The organism is Nocardia sp. Tas62D01 (assembly GCF_055232035.1).
The window spans coordinates 8,010,845-8,033,843 of record NZ_JBUYUZ010000001.1; the positions used below are offsets into that span (position 1 = coordinate 8,010,845).

General features: G+C 64.9%; 23 protein-coding genes and 4 pseudogenes. 12 read left to right on the forward strand and 15 right to left on the reverse strand.

Annotated features, from left to right (window positions below):
- Positions 1-138: 138 nt before the first annotated feature.
- The 6 genes from ACV7NQ_RS38535 to ACV7NQ_RS38560 all read right to left on the reverse strand — a co-directional run bounded on the left by ACV7NQ_RS38535 (position 139) and on the right by ACV7NQ_RS38560 (position 4,238).
- The gene (locus tag ACV7NQ_RS38535) at positions 139-321 is read right to left on the reverse strand and encodes a hypothetical protein (RefSeq protein ID WP_463364046.1); all 183 of its coding nucleotides are present in this window, start codon (positions 319-321) and stop codon (positions 139-141) included.
- 34 nt (positions 322-355) lie between these two features.
- A complete protein-coding gene (locus ACV7NQ_RS38540; protein ID WP_463364047.1) occupies positions 356-937 on the reverse strand; it encodes a DUF4352 domain-containing protein in 582 nt (193 codons plus the stop codon).
- Positions 938-1,168: 231 nt separating this feature from the next.
- A complete protein-coding gene (locus tag ACV7NQ_RS38545) occupies positions 1,169-1,885 on the reverse strand; it encodes a DNA sulfur modification protein DndB (protein WP_463364048.1) in 717 nt (238 codons plus the stop codon).
- 59 nt (positions 1,886-1,944) lie between these two features.
- On the reverse strand, positions 1,945-2,175 hold the full coding sequence (locus ACV7NQ_RS38550) for an N-acetyltransferase (RefSeq protein ID WP_463364049.1): 231 nt from the start codon (positions 2,173-2,175) through the stop codon (positions 1,945-1,947).
- A 120-nt stretch (positions 2,176-2,295) separates the two neighbouring features.
- Positions 2,296-2,478, reverse strand: coding sequence for a hypothetical protein (locus ACV7NQ_RS38555; RefSeq protein WP_463364050.1), 183 nt, complete (start codon positions 2,476-2,478; stop codon positions 2,296-2,298).
- Between the two features lie 1,010 nt (positions 2,479-3,488).
- Positions 3,489-4,238: an SDR family oxidoreductase gene (locus ACV7NQ_RS38560; protein ID WP_463365985.1), complete on the reverse strand. Its 750-nt coding sequence runs from the start codon at positions 4,236-4,238 to the stop codon at positions 3,489-3,491.
- Positions 4,239-4,260: 22 nt separating this feature from the next.
- On the opposite strand from ACV7NQ_RS38560, the gene ACV7NQ_RS38565 reads away from it, so the two are divergent.
- Positions 4,261-4,386, forward strand: a complete 126-nt coding sequence (locus ACV7NQ_RS38565; RefSeq protein ID WP_463366136.1) for a hypothetical protein — start codon at positions 4,261-4,263, stop codon at positions 4,384-4,386.
- 149 nt (positions 4,387-4,535) lie between these two features.
- Here ACV7NQ_RS38565 and ACV7NQ_RS38570 read toward each other — a convergent pair.
- Together ACV7NQ_RS38570 and ACV7NQ_RS38575 are read right to left on the reverse strand one after the other, a co-directional pair.
- Positions 4,536-4,646 (reverse strand): annotated as a pseudogene (locus ACV7NQ_RS38570) (hypothetical protein); the annotation flags it as partial.
- Positions 4,647-4,892: 246 nt separating this feature from the next.
- Positions 4,893-5,765, reverse strand: a complete 873-nt coding sequence (locus tag ACV7NQ_RS38575; RefSeq protein WP_463364051.1) for an NAD(P)-dependent oxidoreductase — start codon at positions 5,763-5,765, stop codon at positions 4,893-4,895.
- Positions 5,766-5,995: 230 nt separating this feature from the next.
- Here ACV7NQ_RS38575 and ACV7NQ_RS38580 point away from each other — a divergent pair, with 230 nt between their 5' ends.
- Positions 5,996-6,223, forward strand: a complete 228-nt coding sequence (locus ACV7NQ_RS38580) for a hypothetical protein (protein ID WP_463366137.1) — start codon at positions 5,996-5,998, stop codon at positions 6,221-6,223.
- Position 6,224: 1 nt separating this feature from the next.
- Here ACV7NQ_RS38580 and ACV7NQ_RS38585 read toward each other — a convergent pair.
- Positions 6,225-6,455: pseudogene (locus ACV7NQ_RS38585) on the reverse strand (SAM-dependent methyltransferase); the annotation flags it as partial.
- A gap of 480 nt (positions 6,456-6,935) precedes the next feature.
- Here ACV7NQ_RS38585 and ACV7NQ_RS38590 point away from each other — a divergent pair.
- On the forward strand, positions 6,936-7,574 hold the full coding sequence (locus ACV7NQ_RS38590) for a transposase domain-containing protein (protein WP_463365557.1): 639 nt from the start codon (positions 6,936-6,938) through the stop codon (positions 7,572-7,574).
- Positions 7,575-7,594: 20 nt separating this feature from the next.
- A complete protein-coding gene (locus tag ACV7NQ_RS38595; RefSeq protein WP_463358709.1) occupies positions 7,595-8,209 on the forward strand; it encodes a transposase in 615 nt (204 codons plus the stop codon).
- A 446-nt stretch (positions 8,210-8,655) separates the two neighbouring features.
- Here ACV7NQ_RS38595 and ACV7NQ_RS38600 read toward each other — a convergent pair whose 3' ends face one another.
- The gene (locus ACV7NQ_RS38600) at positions 8,656-10,089 is read right to left on the reverse strand and encodes an aminobutyraldehyde dehydrogenase (protein ID WP_463364052.1); all 1,434 of its coding nucleotides are present in this window, start codon (positions 10,087-10,089) and stop codon (positions 8,656-8,658) included.
- Between the two features lie 479 nt (positions 10,090-10,568).
- Here ACV7NQ_RS38600 and ACV7NQ_RS38605 point away from each other — a divergent pair.
- Positions 10,569-10,832 (forward strand): annotated as a pseudogene (locus ACV7NQ_RS38605) (IS5/IS1182 family transposase); the annotation flags it as partial.
- Positions 10,833-11,139: 307 nt separating this feature from the next.
- Here the strand turns inward: ACV7NQ_RS38605 and ACV7NQ_RS38610 are convergent.
- On the reverse strand, positions 11,140-11,796 hold the full coding sequence (locus ACV7NQ_RS38610; RefSeq protein ID WP_463364053.1) for a TetR/AcrR family transcriptional regulator: 657 nt from the start codon (positions 11,794-11,796) through the stop codon (positions 11,140-11,142).
- A 94-nt stretch (positions 11,797-11,890) separates the two neighbouring features.
- Here ACV7NQ_RS38610 and car point away from each other — a divergent pair, with 94 nt between their 5' ends.
- The 3 genes from car to ACV7NQ_RS38625 all read left to right on the forward strand — a co-directional run bounded on the left by car (position 11,891) and on the right by ACV7NQ_RS38625 (position 16,428).
- Positions 11,891-15,409 carry a carboxylic acid reductase gene (car, locus tag ACV7NQ_RS38615; protein WP_463364054.1) on the forward strand — a complete coding sequence of 1,173 codons (3,519 nt, stop codon included), beginning with the start codon at positions 11,891-11,893 and terminating at the stop codon, positions 15,407-15,409.
- Between the two features lie 197 nt (positions 15,410-15,606).
- On the forward strand, positions 15,607-15,891 hold the full coding sequence (locus tag ACV7NQ_RS38620) for a hypothetical protein (protein ID WP_463364055.1): 285 nt from the start codon (positions 15,607-15,609) through the stop codon (positions 15,889-15,891).
- A 69-nt stretch (positions 15,892-15,960) separates the two neighbouring features.
- Positions 15,961-16,428: an N-acetyltransferase family protein gene (locus tag ACV7NQ_RS38625; protein WP_463364056.1), complete on the forward strand. Its 468-nt coding sequence runs from the start codon at positions 15,961-15,963 to the stop codon at positions 16,426-16,428.
- 156 nt (positions 16,429-16,584) lie between these two features.
- On the opposite strand, the gene ACV7NQ_RS38630 is transcribed toward ACV7NQ_RS38625, so the two are convergent.
- Complete coding sequence (locus tag ACV7NQ_RS38630) at positions 16,585-17,439, reverse strand: LLM class F420-dependent oxidoreductase (protein WP_463364057.1); 855 nt, start codon at positions 17,437-17,439, stop codon at positions 16,585-16,587.
- A gap of 322 nt (positions 17,440-17,761) precedes the next feature.
- Here ACV7NQ_RS38630 and ACV7NQ_RS38635 point away from each other — a divergent pair, with 322 nt between their 5' ends.
- Positions 17,762-18,691, forward strand: a complete 930-nt coding sequence (locus ACV7NQ_RS38635) for a DUF2064 domain-containing protein (RefSeq protein ID WP_463364058.1) — start codon at positions 17,762-17,764, stop codon at positions 18,689-18,691.
- A gap of 144 nt (positions 18,692-18,835) precedes the next feature.
- Positions 18,836-19,081: a hypothetical protein gene (locus tag ACV7NQ_RS38640; protein WP_463364059.1), complete on the forward strand. Its 246-nt coding sequence runs from the start codon at positions 18,836-18,838 to the stop codon at positions 19,079-19,081.
- A 200-nt stretch (positions 19,082-19,281) separates the two neighbouring features.
- Here the strand turns inward: ACV7NQ_RS38640 and ACV7NQ_RS38645 are convergent, their stop codons facing one another.
- A complete protein-coding gene (locus tag ACV7NQ_RS38645; RefSeq protein WP_463364060.1) occupies positions 19,282-19,887 on the reverse strand; it encodes an alpha/beta hydrolase family protein in 606 nt (201 codons plus the stop codon).
- Between the two features lie 5 nt (positions 19,888-19,892).
- Between ACV7NQ_RS38645 and ACV7NQ_RS38650 the strand changes: the two genes are divergently transcribed.
- A complete protein-coding gene (locus tag ACV7NQ_RS38650; RefSeq protein WP_463364061.1) occupies positions 19,893-20,168 on the forward strand; it encodes a hypothetical protein in 276 nt (91 codons plus the stop codon).
- A gap of 356 nt (positions 20,169-20,524) precedes the next feature.
- On the opposite strand, the gene ACV7NQ_RS38655 is transcribed toward ACV7NQ_RS38650, so the two are convergent.
- Complete coding sequence (locus ACV7NQ_RS38655; RefSeq protein ID WP_463364062.1) at positions 20,525-21,421, reverse strand: hypothetical protein; 897 nt, start codon at positions 21,419-21,421, stop codon at positions 20,525-20,527.
- A gap of 121 nt (positions 21,422-21,542) precedes the next feature.
- Positions 21,543-22,339 (reverse strand): annotated as a pseudogene (locus tag ACV7NQ_RS38660) (NAD(P)/FAD-dependent oxidoreductase); the annotation flags it as partial.
- 91 nt (positions 22,340-22,430) lie between these two features.
- Here ACV7NQ_RS38660 and ACV7NQ_RS38665 point away from each other — a divergent pair.
- The gene (locus ACV7NQ_RS38665; protein WP_463364063.1) at positions 22,431-22,907 is read left to right on the forward strand and encodes a hypothetical protein; all 477 of its coding nucleotides are present in this window, start codon (positions 22,431-22,433) and stop codon (positions 22,905-22,907) included.
- The last annotated feature ends 92 nt before the right edge of the window (positions 22,908-22,999 follow it).

Here is a 22,999-nt window from a genome sequence, read left to right on the forward strand (position 1 = left end):
GGCCGGTCGGCACGGCAACACCGTGCCGTATCCGCCGAAGAATCAGGCTGAACCCGCGGAGCAAGCGACACCATCGCCGAACGCAATGATGTGTGGCACATTTGTGGAGATTTCGTGCAGCTCTGGTGGTGATGCTGATCAGTTGTCCGACAAGGTGATCGCGGTGGCGGCGATCGTCAGCAGGGCAGTAGCGGCGACCTTCTTGATGATCATGTGAGTGCCTTCTTCATTGAGTTCTGTTGTCTGCATGGCTGTTTCAGCGATGTCTGTGTGCCACTGAGGAATGCCGGACGAAGATGCCTGCTGCGCAGCGTCGTTCACCTTCGTTGGACGGAGACTGTGCGAGCGATGAACCTCAGGATCGCAGCGAGACGGTCGCGCCACCAGAGAACATCGAATCGTGCAGCACGATGTGATCGGGCAGCGCATCGGCGGGCAAGTCGAATACCACCTGCGCGCTCACCGAGTTGCCGGGGTTGATGTCGGCGTAGAGGCTGGTGTCGGGTTGCAGATTGATCGCGGCCACGGCGTCATTGCCGAATCTGCGGTTCTGGGTGTCGAAGACATACTGGTCGCCGGGGGAGAACCCGTGCGGCGCCTTCGAGGTGTTGCGCACGGTGATCGACACGATCGTGTACGCGCCTTGGGCGGTCTTCCGCAGGTAGGGGTTGGTGCCGACGGTCTGCACGCCGGACTGGACGTCGGTGACGACGAACTCGAACTTGCCGTCGCGGACGGGAGTGTTGAGCCCGGGAGTCGTGGGAGCCGGTGCCGGCGCAGCAGGCGGTAACGGCGCAGCAGATTGCAACTCGACGGCAGCGCTGGTGTGCGCGGACGCCGAGGGAGACGCGTGTGTCGCCTTGCTGGAGTTGCCCGCCAGCACGCCGATTCCGCCGCACAGTACGACGATGCCGCCGATGACCAGGAGAATGATCATCCCCGGGCCCAGCTTCTTCTTCGGAGCCGGTGGTATCGGATAGGGCGGAATACCCTGATACTGAGGGTGATTCGGGTACTGCGGATTGGGCTGAGATCCGGGGTTGTACATGGGAATTCCTCATCGAACAGTCGCCGGCGTGCGGATCGCCGGAACGGACAGGGGTGTCGAGGCCGGGCTCCGGCGAAGGAGAGCCCGGCGGAATCGAGTAACGGCTGTGGCAGCGGCGAGTTACGGCGGGGAGTCCGCGGCCAGCCCGAGCTGTTCCTTGACCTTCTCGGCGGCGACGCGTACGGGCCCACGCTGGGTGGCGATCTTGCCTTCCGGCGAGACGATGCTGTTCCGCCAGATCGAAGCGTTGCGCCGCCAGTCGATCTCGGTGGCCAGTCGCTTGTACTGTTCGAGCCGCCATTCGAGATCGGGACTCTTCCGGATCTCGTACGCGACGCGGCCGATGACGACCAGGCCCGTCGCCGTCATGTTGATGTACTTGTCCCGGAAGTCCGCGACCCGGTTCGCGGGTCCACCAGTGGTGGGCAGTTCGCAAATGTCGTGCCAGGGATCCATGTGCGCCGACAGCGTCTCGACGAGAGTTACTGCGTCCGTGACAAATTCGTCCTGGGACGCCTTGTCTCCGATCAGCTGTGCGCTCTGCCGCGCGACGGAATCCTCGGAGAGGGCATAGTCGGCGAACAGCAGCTCTTTCACGAACTGCCGAACCTGGTTGAGCAGGAACACCGACTGCGAGGCCTTGGGCAGGGCCTTCGACGTGGCGTCGACGCGGCCCTTGAAGAGCCGAGTCCGGTCGACGATGCCGGCCAGCACACCGTTGATGGGTTCGCGGGTGTTGTAGACGGCGAGCAGGCTTGCCGGGATCTGCTTGGTCTGGGCGGCATCCGCGAAGTCCTGGTGAATGCGCCGCAGGTCGGATTCAACCACGATGAGCACCGCGAGGCTGTCGCAAACGGTGAGACGGACGAGCCGTTACCGCCCGGGACGGGCAACCGCTACTGATCGGCCGGGTGTAGGTCGTAGATCAGGACATCGAAAGTCGGCGCGTCCGGCCAGCTCGGTCGGAGTGCGCCGACGCGATACCAGCCCCACTTCCGATAGGTGTTGTACGCGCGCGCGTTGTCGGGCACGACCAGCAGCGTCGCCCGCTGGTGTGGCTGACCGTCGAGCAGTTCGTCGTGCAACGCCCGAGCCAGACCGCGGCCAACGAACTCGGCGCACACCATGATCTCGCTCCGCGCGAATCTCCGCGCGCCGTCTTCGGCGACGAATGCATCGCGATCCAGCGCGTCATCGTCAGGCTGAAACCTCTTCCACCAGACACTGTTCGCATTGAGCGGCCATCCCTATGTCTGTCCGGCGGGTGTCCCGTCGATCTGCGCCACTACCATTTCGAACCCGCTAGCGCGGGTGGGGTCGGTGTAGGCGTCGAACCGGTGCATGAATTCGGCCGACGAGTCGAACGGGTCACCGGACGCGATCGCATCGACATACGAGCGCCGATAGATGTCCTCGACCGTGTCCCGCATAGCGCGAGCTCCAGCCGCGTCCACAGTCCGCAGCTCGAGGCCGAGCAGATCACTGGTCGTGCCGTGATCGCCTTCTGCACCATCGACAGAGCGTCGAAACGCTCGCGGAAGTCGGCGCCAAGAGCCTTGTCGCCGATTGGGTTACGGACTGGTTCGAGCACTTTCAATGTGCGTGTGGACGACACTTTGGCCTCCAGTTCTGTCAGGACCTGCACTGCCTCGGCCACCGCGCCACTGATGTCGCCCATGCGGGCGCGGGGAGCAGCGGACCATGCCCGGTTGTTGACTGCGTTCCGCGTACCGGCCTGCTCGTTCGCTGCCAGGTCGAAGAGCTCTATGGATTTGGCTAGATCGCCCAGGCGCCCGGCGCCCCGCGCTTCGTGACCACGGACCTCCGAGTGATACTTGTTTAGTTGCGTGCGGTTCCGTGGCTGGGATCGACCCGGCTGGTCGGCGACGCTCGAAACAGCACCTGGCGCCGGGTTGATGCCGTGCCCCTCATCCACTGACTATGCGGTCGCTACGACGATGTTGCTTGACCGCTCCGCTATCATTTGGTGGCGCAGAAGGGTTGATAGCCATGGATATTCGGCGAATTCTTGGTCGGCTGTTCCGGTGGCGGAGGCATTCGGCGTCGTTGGTCTGCCGCCGATGGAGCTGACGTTCGCCGTGCAGCGGTGGTTCGCGACCTGGAGAAGATCCGGCATAACGAACGCAATCGTCCTGGTACGCGCAACACTTACAACCACAGCACGATGGAGGGCGGCTGCGCCGGCGGCTGACGGGCCACCGGCTCGGTCGACATCAGTGCACCACAGGTGCCGCAGTGGAGTGCAACCTCAGCGAAAACGCCTCCCGCTCATGATGATTAATATTTGACATCGGTCACCTCGCGCGGCGAAGCGGCGGTGTCGAGAAACTCGATGACGCGCTGCCAGGTGAGGGCTGCCGCCAAACTGGCTCGGGTGGACGCGGCGATATGCGCGAGTGCGAGGGCTTCGCCCGGATAGCTAACCCCGGCCGATGAACGGCATCGCGGTCGCCATGACTGTGAGGAACTGGACGTTTGCTTCCAACGGCAGCCCCGCCATGTACTGGATGGCGGCGGCGACATGGTGTGCGTCGAAGGTGGGCTCGGGGCGCATCGATCCATCCGCCTGCGGCACACCGTGATTCATCGCCTCGGTCATGTCGGTCGCGGCATTGCCGATGTCGATCTGACCGCAGGCGATGTTGTATGGTCTGCCGTCCAGCGACAGTGATTTTGTCAGGCCGGTGATCGCGTGTTTCGTTGCGGTGTAGGCGATGCTGTGCGGCCGGGGACTGTGCGCCGAGATCGATCCGTTGTTGATGATCCGGCCGCCTTGGGGTTGCTGTGTGCGCATCATCCGGAACGCTGCCTGCGCGCAGAGGAATGCGCCGGTCAGGTTGGTGTCGACGCAGGACTTCCACTGGTCGAACGTGAGCTCGTCCGGCGCGGCGGCCGTGGGGAATATGCCGGCGTTGTTCACCAGCAGGTCTACCCTGCCGAAGCGTCGGTCGATCTCTGCGAACAGCGCCCGCACCGACTCCGGGTTGGTGACATCGGCGGGCAACGCGACCATCCGGCCGTCGATCAGCGCGGCTGTGTCTTTCAGAGGGCCTTCGCGTCGTCCGGCGAGCACGACCGTCCACCCTGTCTCGGCTAAGGCCAAGGCGATCGAGCGGCCCAGTCCGGAGCCTGCTCCGGTAACGACGGCGATCGGTTCAGTCTGTTCCATCCATGCCTCCGGTCGGTGGTGAGTGGTTGTTCCGCTGTACCGCCGAACCACGGCGACCGACCAGGAAATCCAGATCGGCGCCACGGTCGGCCTGGAGCACGTGGTGGATGTGGAGCCGCTGGTACCCGCTGTCCGCGACCGGGGTTGACGGCCTGAGAGTCTTTCTCCGTTGGGCGAGTTCATCGTCGCCGAGGTCGACCCGCAGGCTGCGGGCTTCGACATCGAGTTCGATGAAACGCCAGTGCACACTACCGCGAGTGGGCCGCCGGCCCCGGATTCGGGTGCGACGTGCAGGACGACGGTGCCGTACACCGTGCCGTTCATGCGTGCGTCGGAGATCCGCACCATGTCGGTGATACCTCGAGCCAGCAGCTCTTTCGGCAGCGGGAGGTTTCCGACCTCCGGCATTCCCCGGGGCCCGGCACCCTCGAGTACTCGTGCTCAGTACGGCGCGTCAAGAGCAGGCGGTTCACCGGCTAGCGTGCATCCGAGGGGAGTTGGGCCCGCGACCGTGGAAGGATGGACTGCTCTGGACTAGGACTGATTGAGGTCAGCTAGAAGTCAGACCAACTCTCGAACTCGGCGGCCTAGCACGCGTCCATCTCCTACTCCGCAAGCGAATCCTGTTGAGCGACTGAAACCCCAGGGTGCACGTCACTCACGCAGCAGGTCGATGACCTTGGTTTCGTTGAGCTCACCGTAACCGGCCTCGACGAGTCGCTCGAAGATGTCGTAGGCTGCGTGGCCCAACGCGGCAGGAGCGGTGACGGCATCGGCCAGTTCCACACCGATGCGGGTGTCCTTCAGGCGCAGGGCGGCCGTGAAAGCGACTTCGCGGTCGTGCACGCCCTCGAGCATCAGCCGGCTGACGCGCACCACAGTGGGGCTGGCGGCACTGCTGAGGGAGAGGGTGTCCACGACGGTCGTCAGATCAAGCCCGGCCAGCTCGGCGATACGCAGGGCCTCCGCAGTCGCGGCGATCTGGATGGAGCCGAGGAGGTTCTGCAACAATTTATACGCGGTACCAGCACCGACGTCACCGAAACGAACAATGTTGGTGCACAACGGTTTCAGCATCGGACGTGCCGCTTCGAGATCGTTCGAGTCGGCGCCGACGAACAGTGTCAATTCGCCGGCCGCAGCAGCGTCGGGCAGTCCGGTCACAGGTGAGTCGATATACCGAAGACCTTGCGCGGTGGCATGTTTCGCCAGTTCCAGCACCCATGGCCGGGAGATCGTCGAGCACTCGACTGCGAATGCACCCGGCGCGACATCACCAGCCAAGGCGCCGTTCTCACCAAGCCACACCGCGCGCGAGGCATCGTCATCGGCCACCATCGCGATGATCGCATCAGCCTGCTCTGCCGCCGCGCGGGGCGTCTCTGCCAGGACGGCGCCCGCCGACATCAAGTCCGCAGCCTTCTCAGGGGACCGGTTGAACACCGTCACCTCATGCTCGGCGGCCATCATGCGCGCAGCCATCCCCAACCCCATCCGGCCCACACCGAGAAAACCAATCTTCGCCACCCTCGGCACCCTATCGACCCACAGTTACCAAAGATGATCTTGAATCCGAACTCGTAGCGACAACCGGAGCCTGCTCAGCAACATGGCAGCCTGAGGGTTCCGGATCACGCAAAGTGAGACAGAGACAGATCTGGCGTGCCGCCGACAATCGTGCCGCCGACAATGACGCCATCGGATCCGGTAGGCCGAGGCTTGCACAGACGTGCCTGCGCTGTAGCGATCGGTCGCAGTTGGCCGTCGCTCAGGTCCAGAGCGTCGGCGATCAACGGGTCAGCGACATCCGGAGCTACGAACGCGACGGCGCGGTTATCTGGTTGGCGGACCTGCCGGAGCATCCGGCCGGGCTCGGCGGCGATGGCCTTGTACACGGCGACCGTCGGCCCGTAGTTGGTTTTGAAGAAGTCGCGGAACTCGATGCCGTCGGCAAAACGATCGATGACCGCTTTCTCGCGCCGTAGCCGGCGTGAGGTCGCTCGCCACGACGTCGGCACCGGCCTCGGCAGCCGGGATCGCAGCGTTCCAGGATCCGGCCGCAATGTCGAGCACCCGCTGACCGGGACCGATGCGGCGTGCCTGAACGAGGCGTCGGCCCAGTTCTGGGATCACCTCGGTGGCAACGGTGGGGTAGTCGCCCAGTGCCCACATTGCGCGATGCTTTGCCTTGAGATCGATGGGGCTGGAGTCGGTCATCGGATGCTCCCTCGAATGTAAATGTAGTCGATCAGTACGCCGTGAGAATGCCGAAATGGATCGGACGGTCGAGGCTGGAAGTGGCGCTGCGGCTGCATCGAATGCCGACTCGAAACAGACTCTGGGACTCGAATCAGCGGCTTCGATAACTGACTCATTTTTCGGTCTCGACGACGTGCGCGCGAGTCCTGCGAACAACTCATCTGTCGGTAGCTGGAATCGGCGTGCACCACCACCTTCGAGGACGGAACGCCACCAGCAGATCTTCTGTAGCAGCGAAGGTCATATGCGCCTGCTCGTAGGCGGGACCGAGTACTTCGTCGACGATGGGTGACTCGTCTGTATCGACTGCGATGGCGTAGTCGACCGTAGGGCGCAATGCCACTTAGCTTGACGTGTTTTCGCAGGTCATCGGCATGATTGCGATGTAGTGCCAGCTGGTTGGTCTGTGAGACTGGTTGGTGTGGAGCGTTTTTGGGCGTGTCGGTGCCGGATCGTGTCGGTGCTGGGGTTAGCGTCGCCGACGTGGTGGATGTGGGTGCGGTGTCGTTGATCGATCAGGTGTTGTTGGGTGTGTTGACCGCTGTGGTGGACCGTGATGCGGTGGAGATGGCGATTTCCGAGCACGGCAAGGCGCCCAAGCGTCGTGGTGGGACGTTGCCGCCGCATTTGGTGATGTATTTCGTGGTCGCGTTGGCGTTGTTCGCAGGTGTGGACTACGAGGGGGTGATGCGGAAACTGGTTGGGCCGCTGCGGCTTTGGCGTTGTTGGGATCCGAAGTGGAGTTTGCCGACCTCGGGTGGGATCACCCAGGCCCGGCAGCGGCTGGGGTTCGAGCCGATGAAAACACTGTTCGAGCGGATCGCGGTGCCGGTGGCGTCGCGGCTGACCCTGGACGCGTTCTACGCGCGACGCAGGCTGGTCTCGATTGATGGCATGGTGTTCGACGTGGCCGACACCGAGGCCAACGCAACGGAATTCGGTAAACCGAGCAAGGGAGTGTTGCCACAGGCACGGGTGGTGACGTTGACCGAATGCGGCTCGCATGTGAGCCTGGGCGCGGTGATCGGGCCGGTCGTGGGCAAGGGCACCGGTGAACGCACCGCGCGGCCGAACTGATCTGGTTACTCGAACCCGGCATGATGTTGGTGTGTGACCAGGGGTTCTACAGTTTCAAACTGTGGTGCCAGGGCGCCGACACCGACGCCGACCTGTTGTGGCGTCTCGGTGACATTATGGACCTGCCGATCGTGGACCGCCTCGGTGACGGCTCCTATGTGACACTGCTTTTCGCGCCCAAAACCCCGGCGAAAATGCGGGCCGAGCTGCTGGAGGCGGCCATAGCCGGGGAGGAGTTGGACTGGGACCGGACTCGTTTCGCCCGCGTCATCGAGTACGAGATCACCGACCGTGGCGAAGGCGGTGAGCTGATCTGCCTGCTCACCACCATCCTCGACCCGCACGAGGCACCCTCGCTGATCCTGGCCGAGGCCTATCACCAACGCTGGGAACACGAAGCCGCGAACAGGCAAATCAAGACGCAGCTCCGCGGCCCCGCCAAAACCCTGCGCTCGCAAACCCCGGACATGGTCCGCCAGGAAATATACGGATTCCTCATCGCCCACTACGCGATCTGCTCGCTGATCTGCCGGGCCGCGGTCGAGACCGGCATCGATCCCGACCGCGTGAAGTTCACCCAGACCGTCCGACTCGCCCGCGACACCATCGCAGGCCCGGACGGTTTTTCCCCCTGACCGCCAACTCGAGCTCCACACCGAACTCGCCGAACAGATCACCGCAAAACGCCACCTCAACCCCCGCCGCCACCGCTCCTACCCCCGCGTCGTCAAACGCGCCAGACACAACAGCTTCCGAGTAAAACGCAAGGCAGACAAGGGAACCCGTCACACCGGACCCGCTACCATCCGGCTGGCCAACCAAAGCTGCATCACGCCGACACAACGACGACCATCCGCAAAACCGCCGGTCACAGCTCTACAGGGGGCGAGCTAAGCGGCATTGCCGTAGGGCGTATGAGATTCGAGGTCCGATCGGCGATTCGCCGGACGTTTGCCAGCGCTGTCCGCTCAAACCGATTAAATTATCGCGGGGACCGACATTGCCGACCCGCGATCCTCCAAGCACCCGAAAGTGGAAATCAATCGTATCCATCGGAACGGGTCCGCCACCAGAGCGCCAGTTAGCCGATCTTCGCCATCACATGCTTGACGCGGGTGTAGTCCTCCAGCCCGTACATCGACAGATCCTTGCCGTGCCCGGACGAGTTGAACCCGCCGTGCGGCATCTCGGCGATCAGCGCGGTGTGGGTGTTGATCCACACCGTGCCGAAGTCAAGCGCGGCCGACACGCGAAGCGCCCTCGACACGTCCTTGGTCCACAACGAGGACGCCAGCCCGTATTCGACGCCGTTGGCCCATCGGATCGCCTCGTCTTCGTCGATGAACGACTGCACGGTGATCACCGGGCCGAAGATCTCGTTCTGGCTCAGCCGGTCAACCTGGCGCAGCCCGCCGATGACCGTCGGCTCGACGTAATACCCGTGGTCGCCCTGCCGGTGCCCGCCGACCACGACCGAAGCGTGATCGGGCACCTCATCGAGGAAGGCGAGCACCCGCTGTAGTTGGTTGGCGTTGTTGACCGGTGGTACCCAGGCGTCCTCGTCGTCGGCGGGCTTGCCGAACGTCGTTGTTGCACTGCTGGCCTGCTCGGCCAGCGCCGCGGTCAAATCATCGGCCACCGACGCGTGACCGAGCACCCGGGTGGCCGCCGTGCAATCCTGCCCGGCGTTGAAATAGCCCGAGGCCGCGATGCCCTCGGCGGCAGCAGCGATATCGGCGTCGGGGAACACGATTACCGGCGCCTTGCCGCCCAACTCCAGATGCGTGCGCTTCAGTCGGGCGCCGGCCGACTCCGCGACCGCACGGCCCGCGGCCACCGAACCGGTGATCGACACCATCTTCGGGGTCGGATGCGCCACCACCGCCGCGCCGGTCACCCGGTCACCGGTGACCACATTGAGCACGCCTGGCGGCAGGTGCTTGGAGGCCAGTTCGGCCAGCATCACCGTCGTCACCGGGGTGGTGTCGCTCGGCTTGATCACCACGGTGTTGCCCGCCGCGATCGCGGGAACAAACTTCCAGATTGCCATCATCATCGGGTAATTCCACGGCGTCACCTGCCCGATGACGCCGACCGGTTCCCGGCGGATCCACGATGTATGGCCCGCAAGGTACTCGCAAGCCGACTTGCCCTCGAGAACCCGCGCCGCCCCCGCGAAGAACCGGGTCTGGTCCAGCATCTGCGGGATCTCTGCGGCCAAGGTGACGTGGTTCGGCTTGCCGGTGTTGCGGCCCTCGGCCTCAACAAGCGCGTCGGCGACATTCTCCAACTCGTCGGCGAAATCGAGCAGCGCCTTCTGGCGGTGCGACGGCGTCGTGCGTTTCCAGTCGCAGAACGCCCTGGCCGCCGCTGCGTACGCGTTGTCGATATCCTGTTCGTTGGACGCCGGGGCGGTGCCGTACTGATCGCCAGTGGTGGGATCGACGAGCGCCATCGTCGCACCGCCGACCGAGTCGACGAGCTTGCCGTCGATGAAATTCTGGACCACTGTCATGATGCTGCTCCTCGGTTGCATTGTTCAGTAGACAATCACCTGGTGCAGGGCGTTCGATCGCCATGGCATCTAGTCGCCGTCGCCTGCTACTACCTGCTCAGTAGCATTTCGACGCTATCGACACCGAGATGCTATCGACACCGAAAGGAATGAGCTTACTCCTTTGTCACCGCATGGGAACATGCAGCCGGAGCCATGCCTATTTGCAGTGATTAGCATCGTTTCGTCTCTCATTGCGACGAATTTTTCCTTCGCCACAATGTTTTCATTCAAGTTCCCGAAAAAGCCGTGGGCCATTGAGCCTTTCCGAGTAACGATTGGTGCCAACCAGTAGGCGCTGACCGGGTAGTCGGCCGGGCTCGGCCGACGGAGGCGTTCGTGACACACGAATCACCTTGTGCTGCAACATAAAAGCGCAGAACACCCGTAAGAAGTTGATTCGACTAAGAAACAGCTTCACAGACGAGGTTCTGCGCCTGATGAGTGTGACATACACGGCGGTCCTGCCGGTGCGCGACCGCACCGTGGTATTCCTGACCGGCCTGCTCGATACCGAACGGCGCCGCCGCGGCACCCGCACCGGCAGGCGGGCGCTCACCAGCTTTCAGCAGGCAGTGCTGGTACTGAGGTGGTTCCTCGACGGCACTCGCGTCACACAACTCGCGACCGACAACAAGATCGGCAAATCCACCGCCTACGCCTATCTACACGAGGCCATCGACGTGCTCGCCGCCCGCGCCCCGAGAGCTTGCTGTCGCCGAGGTGCTCGGCTGACCCGATCGGGGTGTGTCGCGCCATCCGGTCTGCTACGCGGCGTGACTGAAGAGATGCATGACCAGAAAGACGGGCACGGTACTTGAAATCGGATTGTCCGCCGCGGATCCCGACCCCAGCGATGTGAGAAGGGACCGTGCTCCATGATCGTGGTTGGTATCGACCCCGCACAAGCGCACTCACACCGCCACTGCGGTGAACCCGGCCGACGATGCCGATCTCGGCTCGATCCGGATTGGAGGCCTCCGTGGCCGAATACAGCGAAGTGCCACATTCTCATCGGCTGGCCGGTGGAGGGGTCGGTACGGAGGCTCCTTCGCTGCCGATCAGCTCGCGCATGGTGGCTGTAATGGCGGTGGTCGCGATTTCGGTGGCGAACTCAGGGGTGCCTTCGGCGTCGAGCAGCACCGCTTGAGTGAACAGCGGGCTCAAATGTGCGGCGACCGTCTGGCGCAACCGCTCCGGTGGTGGGCCGTCGCCTCCTGCTGCTTCCCACAGCGTGGTCGCGGTGGCAGCGTACATCAGGTGCAGCGCGACAAGATGCTCGCTGTAGGCACCCGATAGCTGCGGCGACAAGCGGCGCGTCCTCAGGTGTGAGATGACCCGTCCGGCCTTGGCCGACCTCTGATGCACCAGCCGTGCCAGGTCGGCCAGCCAGGCCGTCCAGTCGCCCCCGCTGTAGCTCGGGACGGAACCGAAGAGATCGGCAAAGCCCGCCGCAATAGCGGCCTGCATCAGATCCTCACGGGTGGCGAAATGGCGGAACACCGTCCGGCGACCGACTTCGGCGAGAGCCGCGATCTCCTCGACGGTGCAATCGAGGCCGTGCTCATGCATCGCACGCTGGGTCGCGTTGACGATCGCGTCGGTGGTGACCTGCATCTTTTTCTGCTGCACGGCGCTGCGTCGTTCGGTGGTTCTCGTCACTGTCATCACATTCCTCCTTGACATCTCGAAGTGTCGCTCTGACACTTGAAAGTGTCAAGTGACACTCATGAGTGCCATTCCAGAGATTCGAGGTGAGTTCATGTCGACCGATACATGGGAGTCGCGGCTCGACCGCCGCATCGCGGAGATGTACGCCACCGATAGGCAGTTCGCCGATGCCCGGCCCGACGAGGCCGTCAGAGACGCGATCGACCAGCCTGAACTTCAGCTGTCACAGATCGTGCAAACTGTGATGGAAGGCTATGCGGACCGGCCCGCGCTGGGACAACGTGCGGTCCAGTTCGTCGAGGACCAGCAGACCGGCCGGACCTCGGCAGTATTGCTGCCCCGGTTCGAGGCCATCACCTACCGCGAATTGTGGGACCGAGCGGGCGCGATTGCGAGCGCCCTGACAGACGATTCGGTGCGACCCGGTGATCGCGTGTGTGTCCTGGGTTTTACGAGCGTCGACTACACCACCATTGATGTGGCGCTGATGCGCATGGGTGCCGTGTCGGTTCCGCTGCAGAAAAGCGCGCCCGTCGCCCAGCTGCGGCCGATTGTTGCCGAGGCGGAGCCGGCCGTGATCGCATCGAGCGTCGACGACCTCATCGATGCCGTCGAATTGGTGCTCACCGGGCACGCGCCGGCCCGGCTGATCGTGTTCGACTACCGCCCGCAGGTCGATGATCAGCGCGAGGCGTTGGAAATCGCCAAGACGCGGTTGGTCGACGCAGGCAGCCGGGTCGACGTTGAAATATTGGTCGACGCGCTCGAGCGGGGGAAGTCACTGCCGACCACGCCGCCCTTCGTTTCCGACGAACCAGGGGCGTTGGCATCGCTGATCTATACCTCCGGGAGCACCGGCACACCGAAGGGCGCCATGTTTCCCGGCCGCCTGGTGGCCAGCCAGTGGCGCAGGTCGGCTATCGAGAGGTGGGGCCAACGCAGCACCGACCCGTCGATCGTCCTCAGCTTCATGCCGATGAGCCACATCATGGGACGGGCGGGCCTCTATATGGCGCTCAGCACCGGCGGCACGGCCTATTTCGCCGCCAAGAGCGACCTGTCGACCCTTCTGGAAGACTTGTCGTTGGTGCGACCCACGCAGCTGACGTTCGTGCCGCGAATCTGGGAAATGCTGTATGGGGAGTTCCAGAGCCGAGTGCACCGTCGGGCCACAGACACGGCCGACCGCACGGCCCTGGAAGCCGAGGTGATGGCCGAGTTGCGGCAGAACCTCCTCGGCGGACGGTTCGTTTCGGCGGCCACGGGCTCCGCGCCGATCTCCGAGGTAGTGAAGGCATGGGTCGAGTCCTGCCTCGACCTGCATCTGGCGAACGGCTACGGCGCGACCGAGGCCGGGGTGATGCTCGTCGACGATCAGGTGCAGCGCCCGCCGGTGGGCGACTACAAGCTTGTCGACGTCCCCGATCTGGGCTACTTCCGCACCGACCGGCCGTATCCTCGAGGCGAGTTGCTGATCGAATCCGAAGAGCTGATCCCCGGCTACTACAAGCGGCCGGACGTCACCGCCCAGATGTTCGACTCCGACGGCCTTTACCACACCGGAGATATCTTTGCCGAGGTCGGTCCTGATCAACTCGTCTATCTCGACCGCAAGAACTTCGTGCTGAAGCTTTCGCAGGGCGAGTTCGTCACGGTCTCGAAGTTGGAGGCACTCTTCGCTGAAAGCCCGCTGGTGCGGCAGATCTATGTTTACGGCAACAGTGCCCGCTCGTATCTGCTGGCGGTCGTAGTACCCACCGAGGATGCGTTGTCCGCCCATGACATCCGATCGCTGAAGCCGTTGATCAGCGCGTCGATTCAGAATATTGCGCAGGCGGCCGGACTGCAGTCCTATGAAATCCCGCGCGATTTCATTCTCGAAACAACACCGTTCACACTCGAGAACGGCTTGCTCACCGGTATCCGCAAGCTGGCCCGCCCGAAGCTCAAGGAGCAGTACGGCCCTCGGTTGGAGCGGCTCTACACCGACCTGGCAGAAGCCGAGGCCGACGAGCTGAGCGCGTTGCGCCAAGGTGTCGGCGATCGTCCTGTCCTGGAGACGGTCACCTGGGCCGCGGGTGCGATTCTGGGCGCGACGGCCAGCGACCTACGGCCGGATGTGCACTTCGCCGACTTGGGCGGAGATTCGCTGTCGGCGTTGACATTCGGCAATCTGCTGCGTGACATCCTCGACGTCGATGTGCCGGTGGGGGTTATCGTCAGTCCGGCCACCGACTTGCGCGCCCTCGCCGACTACATCGAGACGCAGCGGGCGCCCGGCACCAAGCGGCCGACGTTCGCAGCGGTACATGGCCGGCGTGACGCCACCGAGGTGCACGCCCGCGACCTGACGCTGGAGAAGTTCCTCGACACCCAGACGCTCGCGGCCGCGTCCTCGCTGCCCGGGCCGAGCGCCGAGGTGCGGACGGTCCTGCTGACCGGCGCGACCGGGTTCCTGGGGCGTTACCTGGCGCTGCAATGGCTGGAGCGGTTGGCGTTCGTCGGCGGGACACTGATCTGCCTGGTACGGGCCAAGGACGACGCCACAGCGCGTGCACGCCTGGACAAGACCTTCGACAGCGGCGATCCGAAGCTGCTGGCGCACTATCGCGAGCTGGCCGCCGATCATCTCGAGGTCATCGCCGGCGACAAAGGCGAGGCCGACCTCGGGCTGAATCAGGCTGTGTGGCAAAGGCTGGCAGACACGGTAGACCTGATCGTCGATCCCGCGGCACTGGTCAACCATGTGCTTCCGTACAGCGAGCTGTTCGGCCCCAACGTCGTGGGCACAGCCGAACTGATCCGCCTCGCGCTCACAACGAAGCTGAAGTCTTTCACCGGCCTGTCGACCGTCGCCGTGGGCAGTCAGATCGAACCATCGGCATTCCTCGAGGACACCGACATCCGGGTGATCAGTCCAACCCGCGCGGTCGACGACAGTTACGCGAACGGCTATGGGAACAGCAAGTGGGCAGCTGAGGTCCTGCTGCGGGAGGCCAACGACCTGTGCGGCCTGCCGGTTGCGGTGTTCCGCTGTGACATGATCCTGGCGGAGCCCCGGTACGCCGGTCAGCTCAACGTCCCGGACATGTTCACCCGATTGATGCTGAGCCTGATCGCGACCGGCATCGCGCCCGGCTCGTTCTACGACCTCGGCTCGGGCGGCAAGCGACAGCGAGCCCACTACGACGGACTGCCCGTCGACTTCATCGCCGAGGCAATTGCCACCATCGGTGCACGAGCGGCCGGGTTCCAGACCTACCACGTGGTGAACCCGTACGACGATGGCATCGGGCTCGACGAGTACGTCAACTGGCTGGTCGATGCCGGGTACGAGATCGAACGCATTCCCGACTACGACGCGTGGTTGCAGCGGTTCGAGACCGCCATGCGCGCCCTGCCGGACCGGCAGCGCCAGCACTCGCTACTGCCACTGCTGCACAACTATCAGCGACCGCAGCAGCCGATACGCGGGTCCACCGCGTCAGCCGAGCGGTTCCATGCGGCGGTGCAGGACGCGAAGATCGGTCCGGACAAGGACATTCCGCATGTGACGCGGGAGGTGATCGTCAAGTACGCCGCCGACCTCCAACTGCTGGGCCTGCTATAACGCGTCGATGTGGCTGGGCGAGTGCTCCGTCCAGGCCACGGCGGGCGCCGGTCACAATCGATATGCAGGTGTTGCGGTCGCAGCCGATGTCACTCGCGGTCCCCTACAGCTGTGGGCATGACCGAGGTCGACGATGTGCGGGTGACGCGGCCGGACTACGACGACGTCGCGGAGACGATTCGTTCGCTGTGGGGCCGGTGGCAGTTGTCATAGTCCTGCCGCCCGACCAGATCGTGTTGACCGACCTGCAGCGCCTCGAGCTGACCCGGCTGGTCCGGGCCGGGACCACGCCGCCGCGTCTGGCTCAACGGGCTGTCATCGTGCTGGCCGCCGCAACCAAGAGCCTGCAACACGCGCCGGGGCGGGAGACGGGCATTTCGAGCACTAGCCCGGAGCTACGTCACCGGCATCACTGGTCCTCCGATCCACGATCGTCAACCCGTACGTCGTCAGCGCAGGTCGGCGGCCAACGCGCGTTGTAGTAGACGAGGAGGCGTCGCGCGCCGGCCATATCCACGATATGAAGATCACGATCTACTGCTGGAGGGCTAATGAATGACGGCAAGTTAATTGTGAGGGCGGCCCGTCGGGAGGATCTCGAGGACATCGTGCGGCTGCTGGCGCAGGATGCGATTCCCGATGTCCCGGTTGAGCTGGGACCTCCGTTGCCCGCGTATTATCTGGCAGCTTTCGAGCGGATCGATGCCGACCCCGGCGAGTTGCTGGTGGCGGCGAAGCTCGATGGCGAAATCGTGGGCACCTTTCAGATGTCGTTCATCCCGTATCTGATGTGGCGTGGCGGACAGGTCGCCCAGATCGAGGCCGTGCGCGTGGCCGCCCACCTGCGTGGACAAGGTATCGGCGAGCGCATGATGCGTTGGGCGATCGAAGAGGCACACGCACGCGGATGCGTCCGGATCCAACTCGACACCAACAAGGCTCGTACCGATGCGCACCGCTTCTACGAACGGCTCGGGTTCAAGGCGACGCATGAGGGGATGAAGCTCTTCCTCGGCTGACGTTGGATCGGCGATGTGCGCCGGGCAAGCAGGTTCTGGTCCCGGTGAACACCAATTTCGCCACGGCGGCGGCGTTCCTGCGTGTGGGAGTGCGCCGACGACCCGCGCTGCCGGTGACCAGCAACCGAATGGTCAAACCCTAACCGAGCAGGATGCTCAGCCCTTCGGCGTCAGCCCTAACGGACCGGCCAGCTCGGCCAGTGCGGGGACCAGTTGGTCGGGCCCGGTGAGGACCTGGATCGCGACGTGGTCCGCGCCGGCGTCGAGATGTTCGGTTAGCCGCACCGCAATGGCATCGATGGTGCCATAGGCGATGAGGGCATCGATAAGGCGATCGCTGCCGGGACGTGCCACGTCCTCATCGGTGAAACCCAACCGCTTCCAGTTGCTCACATAGTTGGTCAGGTTGAAGTAGATGTCGAGCGCCTTGCGGCCGATGGCTCGGGCCTCCTCGGCGTCGGTGGTCAGCACCACTTTGTGCTCGGGCGCGAGGAGTGCCGACGGTCCTATCAGCTCGCGGGCCTGCGCGGTGTGTTCCGGCGTCGTCAGGTAGGGATGGGCGCCGGCGCTGCGGCGGGCGGCCAGCTTCAGTACCCGCGGCCCCAGCGCGGCGACGACTCGCCGGTTGACCGGGACGCCGTGCTCGTCGAGTTGGTCGAGGTAGTCGACGAGCGCGTCGTAGGGCTTGCGGTATTCGGCTTGGGCCTCGGGATGTCCCACACCGATCCCGAGCAGGAACCGGCCGGGATGGGCGTGGTCGATGCGGTGGAAAGACTCGGAGACCGGCTTGGCGGCCGCGGTCCAGATGTTGACGATGCCGGTGGCGACCTGCAGTCTCGTGGTCTGCTCGAGAAGGGGCTCCACCCAGTCCAGCTCTGCCGGCGGGGAACCGCCGACCCAAACGGCGCCGTAGCCCAGCGCCTCGATGTCCTTCGCCTGCTCTGGCGTTACTCCGCGACTAAATGATCCGAAGCGGCCGAGGCCGGGTTTCGTGCCGGTTGAGTCCGTCATGGTTCCTCCAACCTCGTGTCAGGTTCGGGTAGTCCCCATTGGCGATGATCAGTGTGTTCTCATAACGCATGTCAGGTGGCGAGACTTTACCCAGGGCGCTGTGCTGGATCATCGCTGCTTCCTCCGTCGGGTCGAGGCGCTGTGGTCGGCCCGATACGCGGGCTTCTGATTCCGCTTGGGTCGGGTCCTACTCGGACGGTTCGGGCGGTCGCCAGGCGATCGCCAGCATCGGCGCTGACACCTCCCCACCCGCAGCATACTCGTAGCAAACGCTTGAAGGCCGATACTTCGCCAATGCCACGATCCGAATCGAGGACCTCCGATGACCCCGGCCTGCTGTAGCCGCCCGACAGCACAAGATTCGGGTGAACTCGGTCCACCCGGGCCTGATCCGCACCCACGGCTGGCCAACGCGCACGCTGATGCCGCGCGGGCGGGGCTGCCCGTCCTGCAGATCGGCATGGACACCCCGCAGATCGGCGCCGAACTGCTCACCCGGGCTGCCGGGGAACTCGTCGACACCGTGCCCGGTCCGGCCACCGATAGCGGCTGGTGGGCCCTCGGCCTGCCCATGCCGCAGCCCGCGCGCGCCTTGGTCGACGTGCCGATGTCGACCGCGTGCACTGGCGCGCTGACCCGAAAAGCCATGCGCCGGTGCGTCTTCCGCGTTCACTTGCTGCCGACGCACGCCGACGTCGACCGGCTTCGAGGACGCTGTTCTTGTCGCCGCCGCCGCCATCGGCGGACGGTTCGCCGAGGTGGTGCGCCGACTCCAGGAACGCACGATGGTGCTGCGATGAACGGCACCGAGGTCTTCGACCGAGCGCTGGCAGGCGAGGATTGCTGGATCCGTGCCGCCGACGGGACCAGGCGCCCGCTACCCATCCAGCGGTGGCTCGGAACCGGCGACCTCGCCGACACCGTCTTTACCCGCTGCTGCGACGGGCCGACGGTGGACCTCGGCTGCGGGCCGGGCAGGCTCGTCGCCGCACTGTTGCGCCGCGGCGTGGTCGCGCTCGGCGTGGACATCTCACTGATGGCCGTCGCTGTCACCAGATTTCGCGGGCGCCCGCCCTACGGCGCGATCTGTTCGGCCCGCTGCCGGGCGTCGGTCGATGGGCCTACGCCCTCATCGCCGACGGCAACGTCGGCATCGGCGGCGATCCGGTGCGCCTGCTCGGCCGCGCGCGCGAACTGCTCTCCGACGATGGGGTCGCCGTGGTCGAATTCGACCGGCCTGGTACCAGGATAGGTGAGCGCAGCCTGCTAAAACGGGACATGGCGCATGACCGCACGTATCCGGGGCACGGGCAGCAAAGGGCCGTTCGACTACGAGGAGCAGTCGGACACCAAGACGGTCACCACGTGCGAGAACCGGCGATGAAGGAGCCTTTTCATGCCCATTGAACCGACCACACCCCCGGTGCTGGATATCGCGAAGGCGCGGGAGCTGTGCGACCGAATCCAAGCCATCTCAGAGGAGGCATGGCCTTACCTGCGAGGTGCGGGCGAGTATGACCATGCGCCGGATGAACACCCCTTCATACGGGCTTTGTTCGAGGCAGCCAACCAGCTGACCGCAGCCGTCATGTCCACCGGGCCGCGCACCTATGCCGGCTACGAACCGGAATCGCAAGACTGACCCGCAGGCTCTAGATCAGAAATTGGGTGCACCCTCCGGCGCACGAGCCGTGCTCCAGGAGGGTGCATTTTGGTTGTGGTGGGTCGTCGGGCGGGGGCTGGTGGCCCATCGTGATGCCGCCATCGACGTTGATCACTTGGCCGGTGCCGAGTCCCGCGCCGGGGCTCAGCAGAAATGCCGTGACCAGGTTTACGAAGCCTTCATGTACCTGGTGACACGGTCCTTAACGGCACGTCTCCCGTGAGCTGCCGGAGGAACCACTGCGTCAAGATCTCGTCGACCACCTTGGCCGTGGGCAGTTGCGGGGCCGGTTCCAGGCCGGGCTCGTCGGCCAGCGGGTGCGGCAGCTCCGGCACAGTCCTCAGCTCGACCTCGTCCGGGTGCGCGTACCGCTCGCGTAGCGCGTCGACCAGGGCAGCGGCGTCCGTCCGTAGCGCCGGGTGGTCCAGCTCGCCGCTGACAAGCAGCAGCGGCGGTTGTGCCGTGACGTCCGCGGCGCGGGCGACGAAGTCCAGTTCATCGGCGGTCTTGCGGGATTCGGCTGTCCACGGGTACTGCCCGGAGCCGGCCATGAGCGCCCCGACGAGCCCGACGACGGACCGTATCCGCACAGCCGGATTGACCAGTGCGACCGCCTTGATCGGAGCCCGCAGCGTGGTCAGCACCTCCAGCGCCACGGCACCGCCGAGCGAACCGCCCAGGACGCCGATCGGCTCGTCGTCGACTGGAAGCTGATTGCGCAGCGCGACCAGCGCGGCCGGGAATTCGTTAGCGGCTTGGTGGATGAACGGGGCCAGGAAAGCCATCAACCATGCGCGAACGTGTCCAGATCGGCCGCACGGGCGAGGACGGCGGGCGGTGGCGGGGAGACCTGATTGCCGGCGTCGACGCCACACCCTTGCTGCGCCATCGCCTGGAACTGGGGGCGGGCACACCCGCCGCCGCCCCGCGTGCACTGGAGAGCGAACTCCTCTACCCCGACGAACGTCCGGTGGCGACAACGGGATTGACACAGACCCGGCTACCGCTGGCGGCCGGTGGCAGCCTGTTCACTCGCACAGGGTCGCTGCTCGCCGTCGCCGAGTGAATGCGGAGGGTCGGCGTCGGGCAGTTGTGGCGCGACGTTCCGACGACGTACGCGATGAGCAGGACGAAGACGCCGGACACCGGCGGAATGTCCAGTAGCGAGAACCATCCGTCGCCGGTCTGCACACACGCTCATCGAGATAGCTGAAATATTGCCTGTAGGGGCCGTTTCGAGGGTCGCGGTGCATCGACACGCCGGTGGTGCGGTTGGGAGTGGTAACGAACTGTCGTGCTCTTCGTGCCGAATTCACCCAGTGGGGGTGTAATCCGGTCGAGGACGGGACAAAGAAAAGGGGTGGGAACCCGAAGCGTCGTCGGGTTCCCACCCTTGGGCTCGTCCTCGAACGCACCGTCCGCTCAGTCGGTGACGGTCCGTGGCGGCGCGCTGAGGGCGTGCACCGCACCGAGGGACGCGCCGACGCCCGCGCCGATGGCCGCAAGAGGAACGGCCATGAGTGCCGCGCCGTAAGCGGCACCGATCGGAGCCGCGCCGAGACCGATCGGCGCGAACGGCAGGCCGATGGCCAGGCCGATCCCGCCGCCGAGGGCAGCCCCGACCAACGCGAACGGGCTCGCCACCGCGGCGCCCGCCGCTGCACCGATCGCGGCGGCGCCGATGGTCTGGCCTGCGATGCGGTCGGACCTGCTGCGCTCCATTCCGACCGAATCGAGGAATGTTGCCATATTGGCCTCGGCGGTCGCGGCGCCGTCGTTGAGCTGGATCGCCTGCTCCCGGTAGAGCCACTCCGGCGCGTCGACCTGCACGTCGCCGAAGCGCAGCTTGCCGGGCGGCGGCGCGATCGGCGGCACCGGGGCGACCGAAGCGGGCGCGTGCAGCCCTTCCACCGGAGCCAGGTATTTCTTCTTCGGCATCGGACGCGCCCACTGCAGCGAACTCAGGGTGTCGTCCGGGATGCGCAGACCCTCGTACGGGTGCACGTTCGGCGCCTCGGCCGCGGGCCACTGCGCCGGCTGATCCGTTTGCTCGGTCTGGCGGTTCTGCTCGGTCTGGCCGTTCGGGTCCGTCTCGCCGTTCGGGTCCGTCTCGCCGTTCTGCTCGGTCTGGCCGTTCGGGTCCGTCTCGCCGTTCGGGTCCGTCAGGTCCGACTGGGTCAGCGGAATGGACCGATCGGGCTCGGCGTTGGCGGTGCCGGTTCCTGCCAGCACGAGGACCAGGGGTACCGCTCCGGCAACGACAATCGAGCCCAGCTTCTGCCGGTGCGGGGTGGGTGCTCTGTGCTTGCCTGTGCCCATAGATCACCTTTCGTCCGGAAGGAGACTTCAACGCCTCACATTCGTATCTGCTGGCAACCTGGATTGGTCGAGTTTTCTATGACACCCCGAATTGAGATAACCGAACATTCCCCATCTGGCTTCAGCCTGCTTTGGTGCCGGCCTTGTCCAGGGCGACCCGGCTGTTGCTGGAAGCGCCGAGGGCCGCGGCCAGCTGTTCGGCGTCTTCGTCGTCGCCGGTGCTGATCGCCTCCAACGCTAGTCGCGCGAACACCCACTGCTCGGTGGCGGCCATTTGCCCGCGGCTGCGGCCGAGGAAGGTGACGAACCACTGGATCACGGTGATGATCCGGCTCCGGTAGCCGACCAGGTAGTACAGGTGTAGCGCCAGCGAGGCCAGCCACGCGATGAACCCGCCGAACTCCAGCTTGCCCACCTGGCACACGGCGCTGAACCGCGAGATGGTGGCCATGCTGCCCTTGTTGAAGTACTTGAACGGCTTGCGTTCCTGCGGCGTCTGCCCGTTCAGCCCAGCCTTGATCTGCTTGGCCGCGTAGGTTGCGCCCTGAATGGTGCCCTGCGCCTGACCCGGCACGTTCGGCACCGACATCAGATCGCCGACCACGAAGACGTTCGGGTGGCCCTTGATGGTGAGATCCGGTTCGACCACGACCCGGCCGGCTCGGTCTACCTCGGTGCCCTCGGACTGCTCTGCGAGCAGCTTGCCCAGTGGGCTGGCCTGCACGCCGGCCGACCAGACCTTGCAGGCCGACTCGATGCGGCGCACCGTGCCGTCGGAGTCCTTCACCGTGACGCCGAACGCTCGACGTCGATCACCATGGCGTTGAGCTGGATCTCCACGCCCATCTTGGTCAGCCGTCGTTCGGCCTTGCCGCCGAGCTTCGGACCCATCGGGCCGAGTACCGCGCCCGCGCCTTCGGTCTACCTCCGAGAAGACCAACTCAGCGGACCACTGGACACATGGCTGGCGGACATATTCCACTCCGACCGGATCCAGCACTCACTCCAGATGCTCGAAGCCGCCCAACCCGACAACAGGCCAGCACTCGATGCGGCACGCCCGTCACTGGCCACACTTGACCAGAAACTCGCCCGGCATCGCGCGGCGCTGGAAGCGGGAACCGATCCAGCACTGGTCGCGGGGTGGACGAGAGAAGTTCAGAAAGAACGAGAACTCGTTGTAGCCCAGAAGGCTGCGCTCGAAGCCGCTACCGCCACTCATCAGCGTCTGAACGCGGCGGGAATCAAACAACTCGTCGATTCTCTCGGCGGGCTGATCGAGATACTTCGGAAGGCCGACTCGGAGGACAAACTGGAGCTATATCGGCAACTGGGCCTGAAACTCGCCTACGACCACACCACACGGACGGTGTTGGCCGAAGCCAACCCAAAACCGCCCGTGGGCATAGTGGTCGTGTCCGGAGGGGGACTTGACCACTACGCACACCTACTTCACCAGCAGAAATCGCTGATTGTCGGGGAGTAGCCGGAGGGTGCACCCGTTATGAACAGCGCCGGTGACGATGCGGCCGCCGCACGCGCTCGTTGCCCGACAACCACTGACGCGCACTTGAATGT